Below are 25,488 nucleotides of genomic sequence, written 5' to 3'. Positions count from 1 at the left end.
GGGTCACCAGGTGACCGACCGCCTAGTCTGGATCGACTGCGAAATGACGGGGCTCGACCTCGGCAAGGAAGCGTTGATCGAAATCGCCGCCCTCGTCACCGACGCGGAACTGAACGTGCTCGGCGAAGGAGTCGACATCGTCATCCACGCCGACGAGGAAAAACTCGCCGGGATGCCCGAAGTCGTCCGCGAGATGCACGCCCACTCCGGCCTCACCGAAGAAGTCCGCCGCTCCACGGTGACCCTCGAAGAAGCCGAACGCCGCGTCCTCGACTACATCCGCGAGCACGTCCCCGAACCGGGCACCGCCCCCCTCGCCGGCAACTCCATCGCCACCGACCGCGGCTTCATCGCCCGCGACATGCCCGCCCTCGACGCCCACCTGCACTACCGCATGGTCGACGTCTCCTCCGTCAAGGAACTCGTCCGCCGCTGGTACCCGCGCATCTACTACGCCAAGCCGGAGAAGGGCCTCGCCCACCGCGCCCTCGCCGACATCCGCGAATCCATCGGCGAACTCGACTACTACCGGCGCGTCGCCTTCGTCCCCCAGCCCGGCCCCACCAGCGAAGAAGCCAAGGCCGCCGCCGCTGAAGTGCAGGAACAGCACCAAAGGTGACCCCCTGAAAAGCAGTCGAGGGCACCCGCTACGATTACTCCCAGCGAGGTGATCGCAAGCGGATCCCCTCGGTGATGGTGGGCGTAGCTCAGCTGGTAGAGCACCTGGTTGTGGTCCAGGAGGTCGCGGGTTCGAAACCCGTCGCTCACCCCATTGCCCCAGGCTGGTCGGTTGCTTCGCAACCTTTCCTCCGCCTGGGGTTTCGCCTTTTTGTGGGGGTCGAACCCCCACGCCCCCGCCGGGGGCTCGCCCCCGGACCCCCATCCGTGTGGTCGTCTTGGGTGGCCGGGTAGCGGTTGTCGTGGGGGTCGGGTTCGTGGGGTTCAGCCAGGTTGGGGTTTGGGCCGCCAGGAGTAGCGCTGCTGTGTAGACGAAGACCGCCGGCATCAGCTTGATGCCCGCCGCCACGCCCACCCTGGCACCCGTCCACCAGCGGTCCCGGCCCGTCAAGTCCAGCAGGATCAGCGCCAACCCAGACGACCAGCAGCAGCGCGAACAGGTTCATCAGCACGGCCACCAAACGGCACCCCCCAGTACCGTCGGCAGCAACGTCAGGGGTACGAAGACCGCGGCGGCGAACGGCGGGATTTGAACGTGCCCGCGATCGTCGGCAGCGAGCACGCAGTGTAGGCAACCGAGCACGTCGCAACCCCGTACTTCGCCCGGCCGTGGCAACGCTCACGACCAGGTGGCTCAGCCTGCGCGAGCCGCCGACCGGGTGCACGGTGTTCGGGTGGAACGTTCACGACCGAAGATGCGCAACCGGAAGAAACTGCGGTACGAAGACATCACCGTCGTCGACCAGTCGCTGCTCAAGCGCGCGGTGGGCGCCGCCGCGCTGGGCAATGCCATGGAGTGGTTCGATTTCGGCGTCTACGCCTACATCGCCGACACCATCGCCGAGGTCTTCTTCCCGGCGAGCGTGTCGCCCGGGGTGCGGCTGATCGGGACCTTCGGGGCCTTCACCGCCGCCTTCCTGATGCGGCCGCTCGGGGGCCTGGTGTTCGGGCCGCTCGGGGACCGGATCGGGCGGCAGAAGGTGCTGGCCGTCACGATGATCATGATGGCCATCGGGACCTTGTGCATCGGTCTGATCCCCTCCTACGCCACCATCGGCGTCTGGTCGCCCGTCCTGCTCGTGCTCGCGCGGATGGTGCAGGGGTTCTCCACCGGCGGCGAGTACGGCGGCGCCACCACCTTCATCGCCGAGTACTCGCCCGACAAGCGGCGGGGGTTCATGGGGTCCTGGCTGGAGTTCGGAACGCTGTCCGGGTACGTGCTCGGCGCGTCCGTCGTCACCGGGATGAAGGCGTGGGTGCCCCACGAGACGTTGCTCGACTGGGGCTGGCGCGTCCCGTTCCTGGTGGCCGGGCCGCTCGGCGTGATCGGGCTCTACATGCGGCTGAAGCTGGAGGAGACCCCGGCGTTCCAGAAGCACGCCGAGGAGGCCGAGAAGCGGGGGCGGTCCGGGGAGCCGTTCTGGAAGATGTTCACCGAGTACTGGCCCGCGCTGCTCGTGTGCGTCGGCTTGGTGCTCGTCTTCAACGTCACGGACTACATGCTGCTGTCCTACATGCCGACGTACCTGTCCGAGCAGCTGCACCTCGACGCCACCCACGGCCTGCTGCTGATCATCGTCGTCATGGTCGTGATGATGCTCATCATCATGGTCGGCGGGCGGATCACCGACCACGTCGGCCGCAAGCCGGTGATGATGGCCGGCTGCCTCGGGTTCCTCGTGCTGTCGTGGCCGCTGATGCTGCTCGTGCACGACGGCGGGCTCGTCCTCACCTTCCTCGGGCTGATGGGGCTCGGCCTGCTGCTGCTCTGCTTCGAGGTGTCGATGCCCGCGGCGCTGCCCGCGCTGTTCCCGACCGCCATCCGGTACGGCGCGCTGTCCATCGCGTTCAACATCTCGGTGTCGCTCTTCGGCGGCACGACCCCGCTGGTGATGCAGTCGCTGATCTCGGCCACCGGCCACGACTTCTGGCCGGCCTGGTACCTGATGGCGGCGGGCGCGATCGGCGCCGTCGCGGTGTACTTCAGCCGCGAGACGGCCAACAAGCCGCTCTGGGGCTCGGGACCCGCGGTGTCGACCGAGGCGGAGGCGCGGGAACTGGTCCGCGACTCGGGCTAGTTCGCCGCCGTCCGCCACTCGTCCCAGGACAGCTGCCACACGCTCCAGCCGTCGGTCGGCTCGAGCTTCGGGCCGCCGCTGTTCCGCACGGTGACGACGTCACCCTTCTTGGACGTGTCCATCAGCCACTTCGTGTTCTCGGTGGACAGGTTGAGGCAGCCGTGGCTGACGTTGCTGTGGCCCTGCTGCCGCACCGACCACGGCGCGGAGTGGTAGAAGATGCCGCTGTAGGACAGGCGGACCGCGTACTGGACGAAGGTGCTGTAGCCGCCGGGCGCGTCTTCGGGCACGCCGTAGGTCGCGGAGTTCATCGTGTAGCCGGTGTGCTCGCTCATGACGGTGTAGGTGCCCTGCGGCGTGTTGTGACCGGGCTTGCCCATGGAGGTCGGCATGGTCTTGACCTCCTTGTCGTTGATGGTGACGGTCATCTGGTGGGTCCCGCCGTCGGCCACGGCGACGAGCTTGTCGCCGACGGTGGCGGTGGCACCCTTGTCCTCCCGGCCGTAGCTGCCCCCGCCGAGCGGCTTGCCGTAGACGGCGGCGTCGACCTTGATCTTCGTGCCGCTCTTCCAGTAGTCCTTCGGCCGCCAGGTGACCTGCTTGTCACCGAACCAGCGGAAGGCGCCCTCGGTGGCCGGCTCCGCGGTGACCTTCAGCGCCTTCTCGGCCGCGGCCTTGTCGGCGACGTTGCCGGTGAAGGTGAAGATCAGCGGCATCCCGACCCCGACGGTCTCGCCTTCGACGAGGTTCACCGAGACGCCGAGCTGCCGGGCGGGCTTGACGGTGCTGAAGGTCGACTCCGCCGTGACCGGCTTCCCGTCGGAGCCGGTGGCGGTCGCGGTCAGCTTGTAGGTCCTGTTGTAGCCGAGCGGCTCGGCGGAGTCCCACCCGGAGCCGTCGGCCCGCGCCTTGCCGGCGACGACCTTGCCGTCGACGCCGGTCAGCTTGACGTCCCCGACCTTCCCGTCCTGGACGCTGACGCTCACCGGCTCCCCGGGCGCGACGTTCTTGGCGTCCTTGCCGGGCGTCAACGCGAGCACGGCGGGCTTCGGAGCGGGCTTGCTCTGGCTGGACGGCGGCGGCACCGTCGGCCGAGGAGGTTCACCCGAAGGGCTACTGCTGCACCCGGCCACGGTGAGGCCGATCACCCCCGCGGCCACCAGCAGCCGCACCGTCATACCCCGCATGCCCACCCGCCTGTTTCGCCGTAGATGTCCGCCCACAGTGTGCCCGACCAGCCGGGACACCGGGGCGGCAATGCCGGAACCGGGTTGGGGGACCCCCCTGAAACGGGCCTGGAGAGGGGTGCTAATCTTTTCCACGTCGCCGAGGGAAGCCTCCGGCAGACACCGGCGCCATTAGCTCAATTGGCAGAGCAGCTGGCTCTTAACCAGCGGGTTCGGGGTTCGAGTCCCTGATGGCGCACCCACTGAATCGAAGCCCACCTGCAGGCATCCTTGATCATGAGGATCTTGCCGGTGGGTTTTGATCATGGGCGGGGCCGAATGAGGCCGCCCTTGCAGGTCTTGTTCTTCGCCTTCTTGTTCCGGCCACCGCCTCCTTTGCTTCGGCGGCGTTGTTTCCCGCTCCTCCGGCTGCGCAACGAGGCAGCCGCATCGCGAGCCGCCGCCAGCACCGAAGCTGCCGTTGCTTCGGCGGCACGATGGGCCAGGCAGGGCAGGACACTGGTGTAGGTATCGGCGGTGAGCGCGATGCTCGAGTGCCTGAGCAACGCCTGCACCACCTTCGAGTCGTTCCCCGCGGCCAGCGTGCCCACCCGCTTGCCGGGGTCCTGACCTCGGGGAGCGGGAGGGAACTACGCCGAGCGTCGCTTGAACCGGCTCAGCAGAGCGTCGAGGGCCAAGAACACCACCAGGCTCGCACCGATGAGCGGCAGGACCCACGCCAGCACCGCGATCCCGAGCAGGGTCACGATCAGCGGGCCGCCGGCCAGCTGCCGCCACACCGGGCGGGGCAACGACGTCCACCGCCCCTTGTACGGGTTGTGGATCCACCACATGCGGTACCCGAGCGCGAGGAGGACGAGCGTCGCGATCGCCACCAGCGCGAGGACGATCTGGTTCGCCAGGCCGAACAGCGCGCCGGTGTGGAACTCGGTTGCCAGGGCGCTGAGCTTCGCCGGCAGCGAGTAGTCGCTCCAAGCGATCCGCTCGGTCACCTCCGCGGTGTAGGGATCGATCGAGACCGCACCGCGGTGGAGCGGCAGCCCTTCCGCGATTTCCGTGGCGGTGTAGGGCGCATCCGGGCGCGGCGGTGCGACGACCGCCAGCTCGCCGCTCAGTCCCGCGGCTTCGGCGGCCGCCACCGCGCGGTCGACACCGATCGGCTCGGCGCCCGGCCGGGCCGGCACCGGGGCCGCCGCGAGCACCGGGGCCCGCAGGTGAACCGGGTCTGTCGCCGCGTCCACGCGCCCGCCCGCGAACTGGCTCATGGCCAGCCCGGTGACCGCTACCACCAGCAATCCCACCGTGAGCCACAGGCCGGTGGCGCCGTGGATCGCGCGCAGCCGTGCCCATCCCGTTTTGTCCCGGGTGGACGGCAGGAGCACTTCACGCACCGGGCGTTTCCGACGCGTGCGGGCCAGCCACAGCACCAGGCCACCCACGGCGACGAGGGGCACCCAGCTCGCGGCGAGCTCGGCGTAGAGCCGGCCCGGCGCGCCCAGCTGGAGATTGCCGTGCAGCTGGCGCAACCACGTGTTCGCGGGCAGCCGGTTCTCGACCGTTGTCAGCTCGCCGTTGATCAGCCCGGTGTACGGGTCGATGAACACCGTGCGGTCCGTGGTCCCGGCCGGACCCGGAACCGCCAGCACCACGCGGGTGGTGCGGTCGGGAGCGGGCGGGGTGAGGACCGACTTGAGCGTCCCCTCGGGGTGCGCGGTGAGTGCCGCGCGGACCTGCTCGGCCAGTGGGCGCGGCGCGGCGCCGACCTGGCTCACGTGCAGGTCGGACCGGTAGAGGCTGTCGTGGATCTGCGGGCTGAACACGTAGACGAGCCCGGTCAGGCACAGCACGGCGAGGAAGGGCGCGACGAGGATGCCGGCCAGGAAGTGGAGCCGCCGGGAGACGAGCTGGAGGACGGTGCTCACGCGCGGCCGCGGCGACGGCCGGGTGGCCCGGTGCGAGGGGACGGTGGAGGTCGAGGACAAGGTGGCTCCCGCGGCTGGAAGGGTGTTCATCTCACGTCGATGGGCTGCTTGACCGTCTGCGTGCGGCCGTCCCCGGCCCGCAGCGTCAGCGCGAGCTCCCACCGGCCGGGTCCGAGCGCGCTCGCCCGCCCCGTCCAGTAGCCGGGTCCGGCGCGGTCCAGCGGCACCGGTGTCCGGCCGAGCGCGGCGGTCACGGTCGTGCCGGCGCCCTGCGGGCCCAGCACCGACACGCGCACATCGAGCCGGTCGGCGGCCGGGAGGACGACGAGGTCCAGTGCGCCCGTGCCGTACCCGAGCCGTGCCGGCGCGACCTGCTGCCGGATCGCCGCCGGGGCCCGGCCTGCCGGGCCCTGCGCGTGCGCACTCTGCCCGGGATCCAGCGCGAGCAGCGTCGCGGTGGCCACGGTGATCACCACCGCCGCCCCCGCCACCGCGATGGCCCGAGGGCCGATCCGCGCCTTCACCGGACGGCGCCGAACGAGCCAGCCGAAGACGGCGAGCACCGCCGCCAGCGCGAGGGCTCCGGCGGGCAGCCAGCCGAGGCGGTGCCCGGTCCAGACCTGGGCGGTCCCGGCGAGGGCAAGGAGCGCGGCGAACCCCAGCACCGACCGCGCGAACCGGGAGACCGTGTGCTGGTGGCGGGCGACCGGATACCGCAGCAGCACCAAGCCACCGGCCGGCACGGCGAGCGCGACGAGCAGGCCGACGTCCACGGCCAGCTCGAGCGGTGACGGCGCGCCGAGTGGCCGCGGGTCGGCGAAGGTCCAGGTGGCGAGGACCGCGGACGCGCAGCCCAGCACCGCCGCGCCGCGCAGCCGCCGGTCGGCGGCGGTGGCCGCGGGCGGGCTCTTCACCAGCAGCGCGAGACCCAGCGTGGCGGGCACGAGCGTGGCCAAGCGGGCGAGCAGCGCTCCTCCGGCGTCGGACTCGACCGCACCCGCCAGCAGCCGCGGGTCGAACGCCTCACGCCACGGCACCCACGCCGCGTACGGCCCGAACGACGCCAGGGCGACGAGCGTGCCACCGACCACCAGCCACCAAGCGATCTTGATCAACCGCCGGGTCGCGTTCGCCCGCACGGCGGCGGGCCCGATCGCCGCGACGAAGAACGCGAGACCGGCGAGCAGCACCATCGCCGCGACCGCCAGCGTCCGCGCCGTCAGGTGGACGGCCGCCACGACCGGGTCGCGCTTCGTCTCGATGTCCGGCACGCCGTCGGGCTTGATCGGGTAGGACACGTCGAACGTGAAGGAACCGCTGACCGGCTCCAGCCGGCTCGACGGCACAGTCCACGCCACGGCATAGCTTCCTTCGTGGCGCTCCTTCGGCATGAGCACGGAAAGCACGTCCTCCCGGCCGTCCACATGGAACGGTCGCGTGAAGACCACCTGCGAGCCGTCGGCGGGGTCGAGGATCCGGATGGTGGCCAACTCGGCCGGCACCGGCCGGTCGAAGGTCAGCACGACGGCGTCGGGTGACTTGACCACTTCGGTGCTGCCCGGCGACGTCGTCAGGAGCACCGGGTCGCCCGTCGCCGGCGGGGTCGTGGCGAGCAGCGCGCCCCAGCAAGCGGCGACCAGCAGGACGAGCGCGACGATCCGGCCGGCCCCACCGCGCGGCCGCGGGACCGCGGGGCGGGCACGCTCTTTCACCACCGTCATTCGACGCCTACCTCCGTGCGTTCGGGCTCGGATTCCGCTGCGGGTGCGCGCAACCGGCGACGGTGCGCCCGGTACCCGGTCACCGCGATCACGACGAGCGCGAGGCCGAACGCGCCCCACAGCACGGCGAAGGGCGGGCCGCCGGTGCTCCGCGGCACCTGGTACACGGGAGCCGAGGCGTCGTCGGTGGCCTGCACCGGTTGCTGCCCGGCGGCTTCCGCCGTGGGGGCGACCGGTCCGGCGCCGAAGGTGATCGCCGGCGCGGGTGAAGTCTTCTGGTTCCAGTGCGCGACCAAGCCGTTGGCGAAGGTCTGCGTCGCTTCGAACAGCAGCCGCCCATCGGCGGGCAGGGGGCCCATGGTGACGAGGAACTGCTCGAACTGCCTCGGCGCGACCGCGCCGCCTTCGACGACGAGGGCGGCCGCGACCTCGCGGACCAGGGTGCCGCCCACCTCGATCGGCGGGTTCAGCGGCCGCGAGCGGACGGTGGCGGTCCAGCCCGGTGCCGGGTCGACCTTGACGTAGGCGACCGGCGGGGTCTGCGGGAAGACCAGTTCGAGCCGGGTGGACTTCGTGTCGGTGCGCTCGTTGGCCAGCCGAAACGCGAAGGTGTGCGTACCGCCGCCGTCGACGCGATCGGGCACGATCGACACTTGGGCCGCCGCGGGCGGGGACAGCGCCAGCACACCGAACACGGCCGTGAGCAACGCGGACAGGGTGCGCGGAAGGGCTTTCCGGTGGTGCGCCATGGGGATCTCCTCCGACGGTGCGGTCCGGGGCCGGGTGGAATCCCGGCCCCGGACCACTGCCGTGATATCAGCGAGCGGACGAGGGGAAGGGGTCGAGCTGCTGCTCGGTCAGCTGCGACCGCCAGCTCCCCTGGTTCTGCTGGGCCCATCCGTTGTAGACCAGCGGAATGGCCAGCACGCCCTGGCCGCCGTAGCCGGCCTTTCCGGAGATCGAACCGTCCATTTTGGTCGTCGCCGTCGGGTCGAGCGTCAGCTGGCCCGCGACCTTCGCGTCGTCGATGGCACCGTCGCCGTTCGGGTCGACGTCGATGATCTGCATGACGTTGGCGAACTTGTTCGACACGTAGCCGTAGTAGCCGCCGCCCTTCTTGGCCCCGAAGTTGATGCCGTGGCAGCCCGCCGCGCACGGCAGGTCCTTGACGATCTTGTCGGTCCTCGGGTCGATGACGCTGACCGTCTGGGACAGCACGTTCGCCGCGAGCATCGCCTTGCCGTCCGGGGTCACCGGCAGCTGGATCGTCAGGCCGCCGAACGGGGCGCCGGCCTTCGGGCCGTCCTGCGGGCTGTAGTTCGCCCACAGGTCGATCGTCTTGCTGTGCACCTTCTGCCCGTTGTCCACGCAAGCGGGCGCCGCGAGCGAAACGCAGGTGATCGATTCGCCGGTGAAGTCCGCCGTGTAGAACTTCGAGGAGTCCGGGGTCATGCTCGAGGCGATCGGGAACTGGCCCGTCTTCTCGGTCCGGACGGTGCCGGTCGGCAGGTCGATCACCGACGCGTTGTTGGTCAGCACGTTCGGGGTGACGACCGTCTTGCCGTCCGAGCTGGTCCAGTGCGCGTGCGGGTGCCGGACCTCACCGGTCGGGCTGACCGTGATCTTCCGGAGCACGTTCGTGCCGCCCGGCGCCAGTTCGACGACCTCGTTGCCGGCGTTGATGCCGATGACGAGGTTGTCGCTGCCCGGCTCCGTCATCACGTGCGCCGGGTTCTGGCCGACCTGGGTCTGCCGGACGAACGCACCCGTCTCCCGGTCGAACACGTCGACCTTGTTGGAGAACCACTCCGTTTGGTAGAGGTACTTGTAGTCCTTGTCGGTCCACATGTTGTGCGGGTTGTTCATGTTGATCGACGGCGCACCGATCTTGCGATCGACCGTCCAGTTCGTCACGTTGACCTTGGTCGCCGAACCGACCGCCTTCTTGCCGGCCCACTCCTCGACCTCGGTGTCGATCCACACCTCGCCGACACCCGGCGTCGCGGGGAGCTGGTTGCCCTTCGACAGGGTCTTCGGGTACGAGAACTTCTTGTCGAAGTAGGCGTCCAGGTTCGGGATCAGCACCGGGTTGCCCGCGGCGTCGTACTGCAGGATCGGCACCGGCGGCTGGATCGCGTTGAACTTGTTCTCGGAGTCCGGCTTGAACTGCTGCCAGTTGTTCGGGTTGGTGATGTTGAAGAAGGTGTTCACCAGCCGGTTGACGATGTCGGAGTTGGTCGGGACGACCAGGTCGCGCGAGTTCACCATCGACGCCTTGCCGAAGTCGAGGCCGATGGTGAGCGGGTCGTCGACCACGACGGCGCCCAGCATGTACGGCGTCACCATGTCGGTGAACGCGTACAGCCCGGGCTCGGTCAGCTGGATCGACCGCTGCCCGAAGAACGCCCCACCGGCCTTCTCGTAGGGGAAGCCCTCGGCTCCGACGGGCGCGATGAGGCCCATCGGGTCGCGGGCGCCGGTCGACTCCTTCGGGTCGACCACGAAGTTCACCGTCACGGGCGGCCCCTTGACGGCGAACTTGGCCAGGTCGTTGAGCGCCCCCTGCAGGTCGAGGCCGATGGGCAGGGCGTTCAGATTGAGCGGCTGGTCGGCACGCAGCGTGGTCAGCTGCTGGGCGAACTGCCCGAGCAGGTTCTCCGCCTTCGTCGCCGCCGGCGCCGCCTGCCGGTTGGTCGCCTCGATCGACTTCACCGCGGACAGGGTGCTGTCGAGGTTCAGCGCCTTCCCCAGCTCACCGCCGAGCGAACCGAGCACGGGGACCTGGCCGAGGAGAGGGAGCTGGCCGAGGAGGTTCTGCGCCAGGTTGCCGGCCGCACCGACGAGGTCGGAGTTCAGCAGGCTGGACAGCTCACCCCCGGTCGTGAGGCCGCCCAGTGTGCCGAGGCGGGGCAGCTCGGCCACGGCGAGCGACTGGTCGCCGAACAGGTTGAGCCCGGAGTCGAACCACTTGCCGTTGTCGTCCTTCAGGTGGAACGTGATCGGCACGGGGCCGACCCCGATCGGCTGCTGCGCTGATGCGGGGACCGCGGCCACCGCCGAGGCGCCGAGGGTGGCGATCGCGAGGATGACGGTGACCACCGATTTGGCACGACGCGGCCTCGTGCGGGCTCCTGGCGGAGCTTCTGGGGACATGAGCTTCCTTTCTGTATCTGTTCGACCCGACGGGAAACGGGCCGACCGGACGAAGGAAAGTGAATCACGGACTTCGCGTTCGGTTTCCGGTTTTCCTGTTAACGAGACGTGAAATAATCGTCGGCTAAATAGCCGAACACCGGTGAGGAATTGAGTCAATAAAGGAGTGAAAACTGCTTGCTTTTGATAGTTCCCTGGTTCAGCCCAGCAGGCCGAGCACAGTGCACAGCAATGGTCCAAGCAGCAGCCCACTCGAATCGCATTCCGGAGCGGGTGGCGGCGCGGGTTCGGTACTCGGGGGTGCGGACGGTTCCGGCGGTTCCGGCGGCACCGGTGCGGTCACGGGTGGCGGCACCGAAGACGACGGCAGCGGCGGCTCCCCCGGCAACGGTGGGTATTCCCCGGTCGGCACCGGTTGCCCGGGCGGCGGCCCCGACGGCGTCGTGACCGCGGGGACGCGACCGGCCACGACGGGCCGGCCGGGGAGGACGGGATCCGGTCCGGGCACCGACGGCGGGGCCGTCGAGGCCGGCGACGCGGGGGCCGGACCGGACGGCGTGGTGGCGGGGACGGCCGGCGACGTCGTTCGCGGAGCGGCAACCTGGGTCACCTGCGGCCGCTGCTCGCCGCCGAGGTGACCGGTCACCGTCCACAGTGCCCAGCCGCAGGACGCGGCAGCCAGCAGGGCCGCCGCCCACGTACCGATTTTCGTTGGTTTCAAGGACATCTCAGAGATCCAGTACCAGCTTCCGGCCGCAGGACCGGGACACGCAGATCATCATGGTTTCGTTGGCCGCCTTCTCGTCGCTGGTGAGCAGGGAGTCGCGGTGGTCGGGCACCCCGCCGAGCACCGGGGTCTCGCAGGTACCACAGGTACCCTCGCGGCACGACGACAGCACCGGCACCCCGGCGTCTTCGGCCACTTCGAGGATCGACCGGTCGGCGGGGACCGTCAGGGTCAGCCCCGACCGGACGAGCTCGACGTCGAAGCCGGTCGCGCCCCCGGTCATCTCCTTGGGCGAGAACCGTTCCAGGTGCAGTTCGAGGTGCGGCTGGCCGGCGCAGACCTCTTCGGCGACGGCCAGCAGCGGCTCGGGCCCGCAGCAGTAGACCGCGGTGCCGGCGGCCGCCGCGACCAGCGTCCCGGACACGTCGGGGTGTCCCGCTTCGTCACGCGGCCACAGCATCACCCGGTCGCCGTACCGCTCCCGCAGTTGCCCGGCGAAGGCCATCGACGAGCGCGACCGTCCGCCGTAGAGCAGCCGCCAGTCGACACCGGCCGCGTCGGCGGCCGCCACCATCGACAGGAACGGCGTGATGCCGATCCCGCCCGCGACGAACAGGTACCGTTCGGCTTGCACGAACGGGAAGTTGTTGCGGGGACCGCGGATCCGGAGCCGGTCCCCCGGGCGCAGCGTGTCGTGCACGAACGCGGAACCACCGCGCCCGGAGTGCTCGCGCAGCACAGCGACTTCCAGCACGGAGAGGTCGCCGGGGTCGCCACACAGGGAGTACTGGCGGACGAGGTCCGGCCGCAGCAGCAGGTCCACGTGGGCGCCCGGCGCCCACGGCGGCAACTGGTCTCCCGTGGGGTGGTGGAACACCAGCCGGACGACGCCGTCGGCGATCGTTTCCTTGTGCGCCAGCAGCACTTCGAGGTCGAGATCGGCCGAAGGAAGGGTGTTGACGGTCATGGCTCTCCCGGTTGTCCGCATCGGTTCGCAGCACAAGTCAAACCAACACCGGAAACAGCGGCGTGGCCGCAAAATGAATTTGCTGTATCACCGTTTTCACAACACCCGGCGAGAGCGGTGAGCTTTTTCGCAGACCCCAACCCGGCTCTGCTGTCAAATACTACCCGGTTTTGGCGTGATCGCAAGACGGCTATTTCCCTTTCGAAAGCGTCAGCCGAGCGTGAACCGCACCGACAGCCGGCCAGGGCGGGGCTCCGGCCAGGCCCGCAGCATTCCGTCGTGCTCGGCGGGCCACTCGCACACGACGATGTTGAGTCCCCGGTTGAACTGGCCGGTCAGCCGCGACAGGAATTCGTTCGCCTGCTGCACGTCGAAGGCCCCTTGCTGCGCTTGGAAGAACACCATCCCCCGGTGGGAAAGAGCGAGCAGGACGTTGACGTCGCCGTAGTAGTCGCGGAATCCCGTCAGCAGGTTCTGCCTGCCCTCGACCGGGCCGCGCCGCGGATCGGCCGACGTGTGCGGCCGCGTCCAGGCCAGCCACAGGACTTCCGCGTCCGGGATCCATTCGTTGCCGGGCCGGGGTTCGCGCGGACGGCCCGACAGGACCCGGCCGCGCCGCATCTCCAGCAACCGGTGCTCCTCCACCAGCCCCCAGCGGGTCAGGTACTGGGACACCGTGGGCGAGCTGATCAGGATGCCGAACTCCTCGCGGACCAACTCGGAGATCGCTTGCCGCGTCCAGAGCCGCTGCGGCAGTCCGCACAGCTCCGGCAGGCCCGTCACGATCGTCCGCACGATCCAAGCCTGCTGCCCGGCCGTCAGCGCGAACTGCTCACCGGGCCGCCGCCCCCTCCGTCGTGGCCGGAACGCCTCGTCGCCTCGGCGCTGGTAGGCCGCGACCCAGGCGCCGACGGTCTTGCGGGAGACCCCGAACAGGCGGGCGACCTCCGCCCGCGTCACGCCCGCTTCGACAGCGGCGACGGCTCGCCGGCGGAGCGCTTCGAGAGCGTCCGCGGAGAGACTGCGCGCGTCACGATCGGTCACGGTCAAGTTCCGAATAGTGGCCACTGCGCTGTTCATGGGGAACGTCCTTTCGTGAACGGGCTGTCACCGCTCGTCCCTCCTGCGAAGATCGCCGTAACCGGGGAGTAACGGGGCTTCGCGGCCGGTCGCGGTCAGCGGGGGCGGCGGAAGCCCCATCTGCGCACGAGCTGGGCGCTCACCGCGGCCAGCAGCAGGATCCCCGCCAGGACCGGCCAGGAGAGCGCGTCGCCCCGTGGCGCGGCCAGTGCCTCCGCCGATCCGGCCGAGCGCCGCGCGTCCAGCGCCACCGGCACCTGCCCGCCCGCCTGCGGCACCTCGGCACCGGCCGGGAAGCCGGCTCCGGGCAGCTGTCCGGGGATCGGGGTGCCGAACACCGCGCCGCCGCCCGCCGTCGAGCCGGGCACGGCCGCGATCGTCCACTGCCGCCCCGCGATCGGGGTACCGCCGTCGGGCGAACCACCGGCCGGCGCGGGATTCGCGGGTGTCGACGGCGGATCGGCCGGAGGAGCACCCGGAACCTCGCCGCGCACGACGATGCCGCAGACAGAGGCGAGCGACGCGCGCACGGTGGACACCAGCGGGGCGAGCACCGGCGCGAGCACGGGAAGCTCGCCCAGGCGGGTGACCACCGCGTCCGCGATCCGGGTCCCCGAGATCACCGCCTGGCCCGCGGGGACGGTCCCCAGCGGGATCGGAGCCGTGCCGGCCCAGAGCGACCGGAAGGTACCGGTGAGCACGCCCAGCGGGTCCAGGCCGGACAGCGCGGACACCACCGGCTCGGTCACCGATGCCGGTGCCAGCGCCAGCCGCTCGCCCGGCACGCCGGTCACCGTGGCGGAGCACTCCGCCACCGTCACCGGAGCCTCGGCCGCGACAGCGGGCGTCAGACTCGCCAAGACGAGGGTCAGCGCTGCCGCGGTGAGAAATGGTGTGCTTCGCACGTGCCGCCTCCTCGGGCGCCGGACTTCTTGGCCCGGTCTCAGGTATTCGCGGTCCGGATGTGCCAGGCTGGGAAGACCCGGACGACGGCATGGTCGCAGCTTCACCGCTTTGTTGACCAGCAGGGTGAAAACGTGCGTTGCGGCGATGTTGCCACTGCCGGACACAACCCTCCTACCAGGGCTTATGGCCGCTTCCGCCGATTCGGTCCGAAAACGCCACGCCAACCGCAGCGGGCAAATAGCGGACACACCGGCGACGGGGAGAGTGCGGTCGTGATGGGGATGGAACCGGCCACCCTGTAACCCTTTCAAAGCGAGCAAGGCACTCCTTTCCGGCGAAATCACCGGATGCGATCCGAAGACCCGGTAAACTGTTTACGCGGGGGTAACACCTCATGGGCGCAGGAAAAATGGCCGGTCCGGTTTCCGAATCGGCGGTCGGGAAATGCGGGGTTCAGGCCGGCAGCACGACGTCCTGGCCGTCGTCGAGCAGCGCCGGGTGTGCGGTGGGCCAGTCGTGCGGGACCAGCCGGACCTCCCGGCCGCACTGCATCCGCAGCCGGCGCCGGAACTCGGCGACGCCGGTGAACGGCGCCGCCGCGACGAGGAACTGCAGCGTGCCGCGGCCACTCACCGCGACGAGGGCGTGCAGCGCGCGGGAGCCCGTGGGCGAGCGCGGGTGGGTACAGGTCACCAGCAGCGTTCCCGGGCAACCGGGCCGCCGGGAGAACATGCCGTCGCGGCCGATCAGTTCCCACCGGAGCAGGTACTTGTCGATCGTCGTCCCCGACAGCACGACACCGCACTCCCGCGCGACCAGCTCGGCGACGGCTTTGCGCGTCCATACCAGCCACGGCAGCCCGGCCGCGTCGGGTGGCCCGGCGGCCAGGACGTCGACCACCCGGCCCTGCTGGGCCGCGGACAACACCAACTGCTCGCCGGCCCGGCGGCCGCGGGGCCGGGGCCGGAGCGTCGACTCGCCGCCGGACTCGTAGGCCCGCACCCAGGAGCCGACCGCTTTCCTGGACACGCCGAACATGCGCGCGACCCTCGTCTGCGACAGCCCTGATCCGACCGCGGCCACGGCTTGGCGCCGCAACTGTTCCAACGCGTCCGCCGGCAGGCTCCGAGCGCCCGGGCCCTGCTGAACCTCCACCATCGCCACCCCATCCGGTTCCGTCGGGCTACAGCTGGACTTTTTCCCGCTCAAGGGTTTCGTCGGCGATTTCGGGCCTGCTGCCGGCGGATCGCCTCCGCAGTACCACCATTCCTGCGACCACCAGCGCGACCACGAGCGCGCCCTCGACCAGTCCGCGCGTGAGAGCGTTCACGCCGGTCATTTCGGTCATTTCGGGCATGTCCGCCGGAGCCACGGTGACGACGGGCGCGTGTTCGGGCTGGGGCTGTGGCGGCTCCGTGGGGTCGACCCATTTCCCCCAGCGCACGACCTGGCCGTCCGAATAGGTCTGCAGCCCCTGGAAAGCGAGCACGCCGGCGGGCAGGGCATCGATCAGCACGGGGAACTCCTGGAACGCGCCGGCGGGCACGGTCCCGTTTTCCCACACGATCGACGTCACCGGCTTGCCCGCCATCGCGTCGCCGCCGTCCGGTCGGACGCTGATCTTCCACCCCGGCAGGTTCCGCGGCTTCGCCGAGACGACGGTGGGCCGGTCCGGGAACAGCACCTCCAGCCGCACTGTCGTGGCGCGTTCGCTGGGCACCCGGAACGTGATCGTGACCGGCTCCCCCGGGGCGACGGTGCCCGGAGCGCCCTCCCCGTGCGCGGCCGCCACGGCCGGGCATGCGAGCAGCACGGCGACCCCGGCGAGGGCGGCCACGGCGAAGCGCGGCGGTCTTCCCCGCCCGAACCGCAGCGAAGGTGCGCGCATGGTTTCCCCTTCATGGGTTCCGACCGGACCATTCCCGGTACGGCCGGATGGCGGAACGGAGATCTGGTCCGGCCAATGGTGCGGGACCACATGAACGATGCATGACGCCACCGTTGCGAGCTCTTTACCGAAATTTCCCCGCCGCCGGGGAGTGCGGTGATCCGCCCTGCGTAGGGCCTGAAAGCCGCGGGGCCGCCGGAAATATGTGCCACGCGTCCCGGGGTTCCCGGGGCTCCGTGATGCCCATCCGCCCACGTCAGCCTAACAGCGCCGGCACACTCGTCACCCGATGGAGTGAGTCACGTATTTGCCTGGCGGCCGTCGTCTTGACTTCGGCACCCTCAGCAGTTCGAGCGGCGCGCCGGGTGGAGCGAGCCGCCCACCTCCACCGGCTCGACCGGCTCGACCGGCAAGGAGCTGCCCTCGGCACGGCCGTGCACGGCAGGCCGCGACCGAGCTTCCGGCCGAGCGGGACAACCACGAGGTGCTCCGGCAATCCGATACGCGCGGATCACCCGGCGGACAACGGATAGAGGACGGTCGATCACCATCCGTACGCTGCGGCCAAGGGGGTCGAAGCCACCGGGGGAACTCCGTCGGCACGCCGGGCCGGCACGTTCGCGACGTGGGCGTTTCACGCCTGGCTGAAATCCTTGCCCGGCTCGGGGGTTCGCCAGGAAACTCGATCGCGAGCAGGGCTCACCGGCCCTGGGGATTTCGGGGGGGCGTCCCCCATGTCGTCGGAAGGGATGGACGAATGCGCAAGGCCGTCCAGTTCATCGTCACGACCGGTTTTCTCCTGACAACGTTGACAAGCCTGCCTGGGGTTGCTTCCGCCGTCGAAGGGGCGAAGCCGGCGCAAGCCGAATGCGTCCAGGCCACGGACAACACGACCTTCGCGTCAGTCTTCTGCCAGAACACCGACAGCCGCTATCGCGTTGTTGCCGACTATTGCCGGTTGAATTGCACCAGGGAATACGGGCCGTGGAAGTACAATCCGTTCCGATCCGAGGTGACTTTCCCGCCAGGTGGCACCATTGTGAACAGCTGGTTCGAAATCGAATAGGCGTGCCTGGATGAGGCCGAGGCCCACCGCTCTGGCATCCTGGCGATCGTCTTCACGACAAACGACCTGAAACAGGACAGGTGAGCGGACCGTCCGGGGGGAGCGATGGACGAGACAGATTACTCACTGTCGTCACAACTGGACGCTCCACTGCGGTTTCGCGTGCTCGGTCCGCTCGAGGTCTTCGACGACCGCGGGAACGCGCTGACCATCACGCGACGCAAAGTCCGGTCGCTGCTGGCGGTGCTGCTGTTCAAGGCGAATTCGACCGTGCCCACCGACTCGCTCGTGGACCAGCTCTGGGGTGACCGCCCACCCAAATCCGCGCTGGCCAACCTGCAGTCCTACGTGGCCGAACTGCGGCGCGTGCTCGGTAGCGCGGATCCGGCGCGGACGGACCGGCTGCGGACCCACCAGGGCGGTTACCAGCTCGACGTCGCCGACGGCGAGCTCGACGCCGACCGGTTCACCCGGCTCGCCGAGCTGGGTTCCGGTCGGCTCGGCGCGGGCGCGCCGGCCTCCGCGGTCGAGCACCTCAGCGCCGCGCTCGAACTGTGGCGCGGGCCGGTGCTCAACGGCCTGGAACCGCCCGAGCCGCTGCGCCCGGACCTCGAACGGCTCGAAGAGCTGCGTCTGCGCGTCGCCGAAGACCGGGCGCAGGCCTGGCTCGAACTGGGGTGCAACGACATCGCCGCCGCCGACCTCCGGGCCCTGACCAGCAAGGCGCCGCTGCGGGAACGGCCGTGGGAACTGCTGATGCTGGCGCACTACCGCGGCGGCCGGACCGACGTGGCACTGGCCACCTACCAGCGAGCCCGCGCGGTGCTCGTCGAACAGCTCGGTCTCGAACCCGGGCCGGCGCTGCGCCGGACCCACCGCGCCGTCCTGACCAACGACCCCGCCATCGACCTGGCACCGGCGCCGCAGCGCCACGGCCGGCTCCGGCCGCGGCAGCTCCCGCCGGACTCGGCCACCATCATCGGCCGCGGTGAGCAGCTGTCGGCCTTGGACGACGTGCTCCTCCGGCGTGAGGCGAACGGTCCCCCGCCGGTGGCCCTGATCACCGGACCGGCCGGGGTGGGCAAGACCGCACTGGCCCTGCACTGGGCCCACCGCGCCGCGGCGGCGTTTCCCGACGGCCAGCTGTTCGTCGACCTCCAAGGCTGCGCCTCCGCGCCGGCCCTCGACCGGTTCGAGGTCCTGGTCCGGTTCCTGCACGCGCTCGGTGTCCCGGCCACCCGGGTGCCCGCCGATCCGGCCGACGCCGCGGCGCTGTACCGCTCGGTGTTGTCCGATCGGCGGCTCCTCGTCGTGCTCGACAACGCCGCCTCGGCCGAGCAGGTCCGGTGGCTGCTGCCCGGGGGCCCGGGGTGTGCGGTCCTGATCACCAGCAGGCATCGGCTGGCCGGGGTGGAGACCACGCTCGGCGCCACGTCGTTCGTGGTGGACGGACTGTCGGCGGACGACTCCCTCGAACTGCTCACCACGGTCGTCGGCCCGGACCGGATCTCGGCCGACGAGTCCGCGGCCCGGGAACTGGCCAGGCTGTGCACCGGCCTGCCACTGGCCCTGCGGATCGTCGCCGCGAACCTGGTCCTGTGGCCCGAGCAGACCCTGGCCGGCTACGTGGCGGAGCTGGCCGGCGCCGGGCTGGTCGCCCGGCTGGCGGTACCAGGAGACGAGCGGCTCAGTCTTCGCCGGGCTTACGACCTGTCCTACGACACCGTCTCGGCGCCCGCCGCGCAGCTGTTCTGCCTGCTCGGGCTGGTGCCGGCAGCCGACGTCAGCCTGAGCGCGGCGGCGGCCCTCGCGGGGCTGGACACCGGGGCGGCGCGGCGGGTGCTCCGGGAACTCGTCGCCGGTCACCTCGTGCAATCCCGGACCCCCGAGCGGTTCGGGCTGCACGACCTGCTCCGCGACTACGCAGCCGAAAGCGCCGGGGAGCGGCTTTCCGGACCGTGCCGGGACGGGGCACTGCGCAGGCTGTTCGACCACTACCTGCGGACCGCGGACCGCGCGGCGACCGCCCTCTACCCCGACCTGCTGCGGCTTCCGTCCGGCGAGCCACCCGAGCGGCCGTTCGACCGGGCCGAGGCACGGCAGTGGCTGCGGGCCGAGCACGAGAACGTCCTGGCCGTGATCCGCTGGGCGGCCGAGCACGGACCGCTCCCCTACGCCTGGCGGCTGGCGGACGTCCTGCGCGGCTTCTACCACTCGCACCGCCTGGACGCGGAATGGGAGGTCGCGGCGAGCACCGGGCTCACGGCCGCGAAGCAGGCGCACGACCGGCACGCGGTCGGGGCCATGCGGCACAGCCTCGGCGCGCTGGCCTGGAGCCGGGGCGCCTACAGCGTGGCGCTGGCGGAACTCCAAGGGGCCAAGGAGGCCTACCACCTGAGCGGGGCGTGCGACGGCGAGGACTCGGTGCTGCACGCACTCGGCGCCGTCCACCTGGACCTGGGGTTGCTCGACCGGGCGGCCGAACACTTCGCGTCCGCGCTCGCCGCGACCGAGGAGCGGGGCGCCCCGCTCCGCACCGCCAACGGCCTGATCAACCTCGGCGCGGTGCTCATCGAACGGGGCCGCATCGCCGAGGGCATCCGGCACAACGAGCGTGCGCTCGGGATCTGCCGCCGGCTCGGTTCCCCGCACGCGTCCGCCATCGCCCTGTGCAACCTCGGCCACGGCTACCGGGTGACCGGCGCGCTGGACCGTGCGCTCGAGGTCCTCACCGAGGCCCGCGAGATCCTGGCGGAACTGGGTTCGCGCGACGACGAAGCGGATGTACTGGTCCACCTGGCCGCGGTACATCTGGGCTTCGGTGGTTTCGCGGCCGCGCGCTTCTGTGCCCACGAAGCACTGCGTGCCGCACGAGACGCCGGCAACCGCAGGTTCGAAGCCGATGCGTTGTGCGCGCTCGGCGACGTCCACTTCGAGCTGGGCGGGGCGGAATCCGGGTACGGCCACTACCTCGAAGCGCTCCGCCTGGCCAGGAAGATCGGGTACCGCCGGGGCGAGATCGTGGCGGCGCTCGGGCTCTCCGCCGTCGACCGCACGGCAGCGGCCGACTACGCGTCCGTCGCGCTCCGAACCGCCGAACGAGGCGGTTTCGGCCTGCTGACCGCCCAGGCCCGCGTCCACCTCGCGGAAGCACTGCTGGCCGCCGGCGACCCGGCTACGGCCGACGACCACGCGTCGCGAGCGCTCGACCAGCTGCGCGCAAGCGGCCACGTGCTCGGTCAGGCACGCGCGCTCGTCGTGCGGAGCAACATCCGCTCGTGCCGTGCCGACCACACCGGCGCACGAGAAGACTGGCAGGCGGCCGAGACGCTGCTCGAGCTCGGAGGCCCGACGCCGATCGCCGCGGCGCTGCGGGCCCGGTTGTCGACCGACGCCGGCCTCCTGCCCGGATTGCTCACTAAGACGCATTCACTGTGAGCAAGGCGGCGCCGAACGTGGTCGGCCGGTGTCGCGCCGCGCCACCGGCGCGGTCGGTCACGATCAGTCCCGAACCGCGCAGCACGGTGGCGTGCTGACTCGCGCCCGCGGGCGAAATCCCCAGTTCGGCCGCGAGCTCGGTGGTGGAGATCAGGGGTCTGGCGCAGATGGCGTTCAGCACCGCCGCCCGGGTCCGGCCCAGCAGCGCGGTCGCGCTCCGGACGGACGAGACGCCGGTGACCCAGCCGGGACGCCGGTCGATCGGGTAGACGAGCACGGGCTGGCGGCCCGCGTCGAGCAGCGTGACCGGCGACTGCCAGCAGAACAGCGACGGGACGAGCAGGAGACCGCGGCCACCGAGCCGGAGGTCCTGGTCCACCGGGTAGTCGATCTCGAGCACCGGGGAGCGCCACCGCACCCGGTGGTGCAGCGTGCTCAGCAGGGCCTCGACACCGCCGCCGAGCACGATCTCGCCGCGCTGCAGCCGGTCCGCCCGGACCTGTTTCACGATGGCGGGCCAGTAGGGCTGGACCGCGACCGCGAAGTACCGCCGGACGGCGTCGCCGAGTTCGCGCAGGACCTCGAGCTCACCGGCGGCGAGCAACGGCGCCCACGACGGGAGGCGCCGGGAGGCGGCCAGCTCGGTGAGATCGGCGGTGAGCACCGAACGCGGGGTGCTGAGCACGGCGTCGAGCCCCGCTTCCAGGTCGGTCACGCCGGTTACCGGAGTCAGGAAGTCCACCGAATAGCCGCGTGGCGGAGCCAGGGTGAACAGCAGCCCGGCCGATCGATCCAGCCGCCGCCGGACCCGGGACCGCCAGTCACCGAACACCGGCTGTCCGGCCACCCCCTGCAGCCGGTGCAGGCTGAGCAGGGTTTCCCACAGCGGATCCGGCGTGGGCTGGACCCGGGTGCGGGCCAGATCGTCGGTACCGAAATGAACGCGCAGAGTTTTCCGGTGTGCCCCCATGACCGGGAACGATCATGACGTCCGCCATGCGGACGCCATACACGGGCGCATGGCGCGGGCGGACCTGGCTGTCCGCCGCCGCCGGGACAGGTTGCCGGTCGTCGACGGTTTCGGCGGCCCGGTGCTCAGAACAGCGTCGCCGGCCCGACCGGCTCCGGCTCCGGTAACGCGGCCAGTTCGGGTACCAGGGCCCGGACGTCGTCGTGGAAGTGGCGGGCGAGGGCCGGCGCGTCGTTGTTGTCCGGTGTGTGGATGAACACCGTGGGCGAACGGCCGTCGCGCAGCCAGTCCGCGACCACCTCGGTCCACGGTTGCCAGCCCTCGGTCGTCTCCTCGGCCGAGTCGCGGCCCAGGTAGCGGACGATCGGGTGGTCGGTCAGGGCGCGGGTTCGCCGCGGGACGCGGGGCTTCTTCGTCCAGGACTCCTGCTCGGCCTCGGTCACCGGTGGGCTCCCGAAGAACACCGTGGTGTCGAACGGGATCCACTCCGCGTTCACGCCCGCCAGCGTTTCCTCCAGCCGCGAAGCCGCGGCGGGGTCGGTGAAGAACGCCGGGTGCCGCACCTCCACCGCGCGCCGGCGGCCGGGCGGGAGGCGGCGCAGGAAGCGGCCGAGCGCGTCGACGTCCGAAGGGGCGAACGCGCCCGGCAGCTGGGTCCACAGGACCGCTCGGTCGCCGAGGGGTTCGATCGCGTCCAAGAACGCCCGCATCGGCACCTCGACTCCGGCGAACCGGCGCTCGTGGGTGACCAGCTTGGGCACCTTGACCACCAGCCGGAAGTCCGGTCCGATCTGCTCCGCCCACGTCACGACGGTCTCCCGGGCCGGCGTCGCGTAGAACGTGGTGTTGCCTTCGACCGCGTTGCACCAGCCGGCGTACGCGCGCAGGCGCTCCCTGGCCGGGAGTGACGGCGGCAGGAACCGGCCCGGCCACGCCTTGTGGGTCCACATCGCGCAGCCCACATGCAGCCGTTCCACGGACGTCAGCTCCTCTCTTCCCCCGAGAAACTACACATCCGGTGCCACCGCCGCCGCGGTCGCTCGGGGTTGGGAGCCGTGGGCTACCCCACTTCGCGGCCGGCTTCGCCGGGCGATGCGTCGAGGGCCGGGATGTGCAGCCAGGCGCGGGTCGTCGTCTCTTTCACGGCGGCGAAGACCGACGTGTAACTGCCGGGATCGCCGAGCTGGATGTGGCGGATGACCTCTTCGTAGAACCAGTTCGACGTGATGACCGCGATGTCCCCGTCCGAGATCGACAGGGCGTCCTTGACCGCACGGGAATCGAGGAGCCGGAACGTGTGGATGATCGACGATCCGGTGAAGCCGTACGCGTCGCGGGTGATCTCGCCCGCGTGCAGCGCCATCCGCAGCCGGATCTGCTCCTCGGCGATGTGGGCGCTGTTGTGCGCGAACAGGTTCCTCGCGAGTTCCTGCGGCACTCGTTCGCCGAAGACGGCTTTCGGGTACGCCCCCGGTGCCAGCACGAGCACCCCGTCGCCGAGGTCGCTGCGGTGGCAGCCCTGCCACTGGACACCCGACGCCGTCAGCGCCTCCTCGACCGCCTGGTACAGCCCGGATCGGACGATGACCCGGTGGAGGTTGGTCCGTTCGGGAGCGTTGAAGCGTTCCACGTCGACGGCGAGGATCGTGTAGTGGATGGCGTCCGCGAAGGCTTTGATCCGGTGCTCGTCGGCCCACCGGGGGGCCGGGGTCTTCCTGTTCGGCATCTGTTCTCCTGGGTTGGCGTGGGTGGGGTGGCCGGTCAAGATCCCGGCGGCCCGGACAGCAGCATGGTCGTGACGTTGAACGGCGTGGACAGCATTCGCTGGCTCAGCATCAGGTCCGCGACGCGCTGGAGGTCGCCGAGGTCCAGGTAGGCGGGGTAGCTGCCGACGCGGACCTCCCGGGCGGTGCCGGCGTCGATGCCGAGGTACTGCTGGAAGATCTGCTCGCGGACATCGCGGTTCTGCACGTCGCTGACGCCGCGGCCCAGTGCCAGCTGGAAAGCGCTGATGACCTCCGGCCGGCTCTCCGCGAAACTCGCCGGGGCGACCCAGCCGGACATGGGGATGGCGAAGTTGAGGTCGAGCCCGAGATCGAGCAGCTGAACCGCGCCGGCTCCGGCAGCCGTCGTGACGAACGGTTCGGCGAGGACGGCGCCGTCGAGTTCGCCGCGCTGCATCGCCGGCACCATCGCCCGCATGTCCATGGTCTGCCAGTCGATGTCGGCCGGATCTCCGCCGGCCTGCCGGATCTCCGAGATCGCGAGCAGGTCGGAGATCGATCCGCGGCTGGTGACCCCGATCCTCTTGTGCGCGGCCTGGTCGGGCCGGGTGAAGGAGCGGTTCGGGGCGCCGACGAGCATCAGGTGGCCGGGTTTTGCGACATAAGCCGGCGCGATCACCTTCAGGTCGGCCGCGTGGGTGGCCTGCGCCATGAACATCCCCGGATAACTGCTGAAGGCGATGTCGATCCGGCCCGTCTGCAGCCCGTGGACCGCCTCCGGGCCGCTGGCGACGGTGACGACCTGGACGTCCAAGCCGGCCGAGCGGAAGTACGCCTGGTCGACGGATCGGTAGAAGGCCGCGACGTCGACGAGGGGCAGTACGCCCACGCGGACGGCGATCGGCGGCGGCGCCGCCGGTTGCCCGGACCCGCGGTACCAGTAGAAGCCGCCCACGACCGCCGACAACGCCATCACCACCGCCAGGACGACCGCGGTGGTCTGCTGCCGGTGCTTGCGGCGGCTCCGTCCGTGGCCCGCGGCGAAGCCGGTCCAGGCTTCGCCGCGGCGTCCGGCTTTCGGCCGCAGCGCCGGGACCGCCGCGTCCGGGCCGTGGCCGCTGATGGCGAGGAGCCCCCGGCCACCGGGCCGGCGCCGACGCGCGGCGTGGTCGGCTCCGCTGCCACTCCGTTCCGGCGGCGCGCAGCTCAGCGCGCGACGAAGATCCGCCAGGCGCCGGTCGAGTTCGATGTCGTCGATCTCGACGGCCCGTCGGCCGAACCATCCGAGAACCATGCTGCCCGCTCCTTCACTCGTTCTGTACATTGCCCGGCTCACCTCGATCTCAGTGGTGCGCGGTGCCGAGAGCCCGCCGGAGCTTTTCCCGACCTTTCTTGTATCGGCGCTGAGCCATCCGGACGCTGATGCGCAAGATCTGCGCCGCTTCCTGGAGGGAACGTTCGTTCAAGCAGACCAGCGTCACGATTTCCCGCAGATCTTCGGGCAGCGCGCGAAGTGCGTCGAAGGCGTCGATGATCTCGGCGCGCCGGTCCGCGAAATCCTCTTCCCGCAGGGTCTGCACGGTGATCAGGCTCTCCGCGGGCAGCAGCACCTCCCGGCGGTTCGCCCGCGACTGGTCGATCAGGAGGTTGCGGGCGATCGTCAGCGCCACCGGAACCAGGTCGGCCGCCTCGGCGCCGGGGTTGCGGTCCAGGTGGTGGCGCAGCCGCAGGACCGTTTCGGTGACGATGTCATCCGGGTCCACGTACCGCGTGCGTGCCCGCGCATATCTCCCGACCTGCGGACCGACGAGCTCGAAAAGTTCGGAGAGATACGGCCTCCCTTGATCGGCGGACAGGATTTCCCAGTCACTGGTCACACTCACTCGCCTTCGATGAGCCGCTGGCCGAGCCGGCGACGCGCGGTCCGGAATTGCTCCGGACCGCGCGAGTGCACCCGCGGACCATGCGCTTCACAGGTGATTC

The 25,488-nt window shown here is 70.7% G+C and carries 19 protein-coding genes and 2 tRNA genes; 6 read left to right on the top strand and 15 right to left on the bottom strand.

Features of this window, described 5'->3' with window-relative positions; genetic code table 11:
• Positions 1 to 10 precede the first annotated feature (10 nt).
• The 3 genes from orn (at position 11) to proP (ending at position 2,756) form a co-directional block, all read left to right on the top strand.
• Entirely contained in the window at positions 11 to 619 is a 609-nt protein-coding gene (orn, locus tag DV20_RS26110; protein ID WP_084093667.1) for an oligoribonuclease, read from the top strand.
• 77 nt (positions 620 to 696) lie between these two features.
• Positions 697 to 772 (top strand) — tRNA-His (locus tag DV20_RS26105).
• Positions 773 to 1,373: 601 nt separating this feature from the next.
• Positions 1,374 to 2,756 carry a glycine betaine/L-proline transporter ProP gene (gene proP / locus DV20_RS26100; protein ID WP_084093666.1) on the top strand — a complete coding sequence of 461 codons (1,383 nt, stop codon included), beginning with the start codon at positions 1,374 to 1,376 and terminating at the stop codon, positions 2,754 to 2,756.
• Here proP and DV20_RS26095 read toward each other — a convergent pair.
• A complete protein-coding gene (locus DV20_RS26095) occupies positions 2,753 to 3,934 on the bottom strand; it encodes a L,D-transpeptidase (protein WP_235190962.1) in 1,182 nt (393 codons plus the stop codon). The two genes, proP and DV20_RS26095, sit on opposite strands and share 4 nt — an antisense overlap.
• A gap of 174 nt (positions 3,935 to 4,108) precedes the next feature.
• On the opposite strand from DV20_RS26095, the gene DV20_RS26090 reads away from it, so the two are divergent.
• Positions 4,109 to 4,181: transfer RNA gene (locus DV20_RS26090), tRNA-Lys, on the top strand.
• A gap of 391 nt (positions 4,182 to 4,572) precedes the next feature.
• Here the strand turns inward: DV20_RS26090 and DV20_RS26085 are convergent.
• From DV20_RS26085 to DV20_RS26045, 9 genes are all read right to left on the bottom strand, one after another.
• Positions 4,573 to 5,925, bottom strand: a complete 1,353-nt coding sequence (locus DV20_RS26085; RefSeq protein ID WP_043784631.1) for a PepSY-associated TM helix domain-containing protein — start codon at positions 5,923 to 5,925, stop codon at positions 4,573 to 4,575.
• A 26-nt stretch (positions 5,926 to 5,951) separates the two neighbouring features.
• On the bottom strand, positions 5,952 to 7,586 hold the full coding sequence (locus DV20_RS26080) for a copper resistance CopC family protein (protein WP_043784628.1): 1,635 nt from the start codon (positions 7,584 to 7,586) through the stop codon (positions 5,952 to 5,954).
• Positions 7,583 to 8,335, bottom strand: a complete 753-nt coding sequence (locus DV20_RS26075; RefSeq protein ID WP_043784620.1) for a DUF1775 domain-containing protein — start codon at positions 8,333 to 8,335, stop codon at positions 7,583 to 7,585. The genes DV20_RS26080 and DV20_RS26075 overlap by 4 nt, the downstream gene beginning before the upstream one ends.
• A gap of 67 nt (positions 8,336 to 8,402) precedes the next feature.
• A complete protein-coding gene (locus DV20_RS26070; RefSeq protein WP_043784618.1) occupies positions 8,403 to 10,685 on the bottom strand; it encodes a YncE family protein in 2,283 nt (760 codons plus the stop codon).
• A gap of 782 nt (positions 10,686 to 11,467) precedes the next feature.
• Positions 11,468 to 12,433 carry a PDR/VanB family oxidoreductase gene (locus DV20_RS26065; protein ID WP_043784617.1) on the bottom strand — a complete coding sequence of 322 codons (966 nt, stop codon included), beginning with the start codon at positions 12,431 to 12,433 and terminating at the stop codon, positions 11,468 to 11,470.
• 210 nt (positions 12,434 to 12,643) lie between these two features.
• Positions 12,644 to 13,477: a helix-turn-helix domain-containing protein gene (locus DV20_RS26060; RefSeq protein WP_043784852.1), complete on the bottom strand. Its 834-nt coding sequence runs from the start codon at positions 13,475 to 13,477 to the stop codon at positions 12,644 to 12,646.
• 131 nt (positions 13,478 to 13,608) lie between these two features.
• Positions 13,609 to 14,418 carry a hypothetical protein gene (locus DV20_RS45615; RefSeq protein WP_160169757.1) on the bottom strand — a complete coding sequence of 270 codons (810 nt, stop codon included), beginning with the start codon at positions 14,416 to 14,418 and terminating at the stop codon, positions 13,609 to 13,611.
• A gap of 454 nt (positions 14,419 to 14,872) precedes the next feature.
• Positions 14,873 to 15,577 carry a helix-turn-helix domain-containing protein gene (locus tag DV20_RS26050; protein WP_043784847.1) on the bottom strand — a complete coding sequence of 235 codons (705 nt, stop codon included), beginning with the start codon at positions 15,575 to 15,577 and terminating at the stop codon, positions 14,873 to 14,875.
• Positions 15,578 to 15,602: 25 nt separating this feature from the next.
• Positions 15,603 to 16,307, bottom strand: coding sequence for a DUF1775 domain-containing protein (locus DV20_RS26045; RefSeq protein ID WP_084093665.1), 705 nt, complete (start codon positions 16,305 to 16,307; stop codon positions 15,603 to 15,605).
• A 757-nt stretch (positions 16,308 to 17,064) separates the two neighbouring features.
• Between DV20_RS26045 and DV20_RS26040 the strand changes: the two genes are divergently transcribed.
• Together DV20_RS26040 and DV20_RS43175 are read left to right on the top strand one after the other, a co-directional pair.
• Positions 17,065 to 17,373: a hypothetical protein gene (locus DV20_RS26040; RefSeq protein WP_051736121.1), complete on the top strand. Its 309-nt coding sequence runs from the start codon at positions 17,065 to 17,067 to the stop codon at positions 17,371 to 17,373.
• Between the two features lie 105 nt (positions 17,374 to 17,478).
• Entirely contained in the window at positions 17,479 to 20,811 is a 3,333-nt protein-coding gene (locus tag DV20_RS43175) for an AfsR/SARP family transcriptional regulator (protein WP_084093664.1), read from the top strand.
• On the opposite strand, the gene DV20_RS26030 is transcribed toward DV20_RS43175, so the two are convergent.
• From DV20_RS26030 to DV20_RS26010, 5 genes are all read right to left on the bottom strand, one after another.
• On the bottom strand, positions 20,792 to 21,781 hold the full coding sequence (locus DV20_RS26030) for an ArsR/SmtB family transcription factor (RefSeq protein ID WP_043784615.1): 990 nt from the start codon (positions 21,779 to 21,781) through the stop codon (positions 20,792 to 20,794). The two genes, DV20_RS43175 and DV20_RS26030, sit on opposite strands and share 20 nt — an antisense overlap.
• A 125-nt stretch (positions 21,782 to 21,906) precedes the next feature.
• A complete protein-coding gene (locus tag DV20_RS26025; protein WP_043784841.1) occupies positions 21,907 to 22,731 on the bottom strand; it encodes a DUF72 domain-containing protein in 825 nt (274 codons plus the stop codon).
• A 110-nt stretch (positions 22,732 to 22,841) separates the two neighbouring features.
• Positions 22,842 to 23,507 (bottom strand): hypothetical protein, encoded by a 666-nt coding sequence (locus tag DV20_RS26020; protein ID WP_051736119.1) that lies wholly within the window; start codon positions 23,505 to 23,507, stop codon positions 22,842 to 22,844.
• A gap of 35 nt (positions 23,508 to 23,542) precedes the next feature.
• Positions 23,543 to 24,799, bottom strand: a complete 1,257-nt coding sequence (locus DV20_RS26015) for an ABC transporter substrate-binding protein (RefSeq protein ID WP_043784614.1) — start codon at positions 24,797 to 24,799, stop codon at positions 23,543 to 23,545.
• A 49-nt stretch (positions 24,800 to 24,848) separates the two neighbouring features.
• A complete protein-coding gene (locus tag DV20_RS26010; RefSeq protein ID WP_160169756.1) occupies positions 24,849 to 25,382 on the bottom strand; it encodes an RNA polymerase sigma factor in 534 nt (177 codons plus the stop codon).
• Between the last annotated feature and the right edge of the window lie 106 nt (positions 25,383 to 25,488).

Origin of the sequence: Amycolatopsis rifamycinica, assembly GCF_000695625.1 — a bacterium.
Classification (GTDB): domain Bacteria; phylum Actinomycetota; class Actinomycetes; order Mycobacteriales; family Pseudonocardiaceae; genus Amycolatopsis; species Amycolatopsis rifamycinica.
The sequence above is the reverse complement of the archived record's forward strand: the minus strand, read 5'-3'. Positions and strand labels throughout refer to the sequence as shown.

Bases quoted from the DNA above. Each gene is read 5' to 3' on its own strand.
- DV20_RS26020 (WP_051736119.1), bottom strand. From the start codon at position 23,507: ATGCCGAACAGGAAGACCCCGGCCCCCCGGTGGGCCGACGAGCACCGG.
- DV20_RS26015 (WP_043784614.1), bottom strand. From the start codon at position 24,799: ATGGTTCTCGGATGGTTCGGCCGACGGGCCGTCGAGATCGACGACATC.
- DV20_RS26030 (WP_043784615.1), bottom strand. From the start codon at position 21,781: ATGGGGGCACACCGGAAAACTCTGCGCGTTCATTTCGGTACCGACGAT.
- DV20_RS26080 (WP_043784628.1), bottom strand. From the start codon at position 7,586: ATGACGGTGGTGAAAGAGCGTGCCCGCCCCGCGGTCCCGCGGCCGCGC.
- DV20_RS26065 (WP_043784617.1), bottom strand. From the start codon at position 12,433: ATGACCGTCAACACCCTTCCTTCGGCCGATCTCGACCTCGAAGTGCTG.
- DV20_RS26050 (WP_043784847.1), bottom strand. From the start codon at position 15,577: ATGGTGGAGGTTCAGCAGGGCCCGGGCGCTCGGAGCCTGCCGGCGGAC.
- DV20_RS43175 (WP_084093664.1), top strand. From the start codon at position 17,479: ATGGACGAGACAGATTACTCACTGTCGTCACAACTGGACGCTCCACTG.
- DV20_RS26040 (WP_051736121.1), top strand. From the start codon at position 17,065: ATGCGCAAGGCCGTCCAGTTCATCGTCACGACCGGTTTTCTCCTGACA.
- DV20_RS26025 (WP_043784841.1), bottom strand. From the start codon at position 22,731: ATGTGGACCCACAAGGCGTGGCCGGGCCGGTTCCTGCCGCCGTCACTC.
- proP (WP_084093666.1), top strand. From the start codon at position 1,374: ATGCGCAACCGGAAGAAACTGCGGTACGAAGACATCACCGTCGTCGAC.
- DV20_RS26095 (WP_235190962.1), bottom strand. From the start codon at position 3,934: ATGACGGTGCGGCTGCTGGTGGCCGCGGGGGTGATCGGCCTCACCGTG.
- DV20_RS26045 (WP_084093665.1), bottom strand. From the start codon at position 16,307: ATGCGCGCACCTTCGCTGCGGTTCGGGCGGGGAAGACCGCCGCGCTTC.
- DV20_RS26075 (WP_043784620.1), bottom strand. From the start codon at position 8,335: ATGGCGCACCACCGGAAAGCCCTTCCGCGCACCCTGTCCGCGTTGCTC.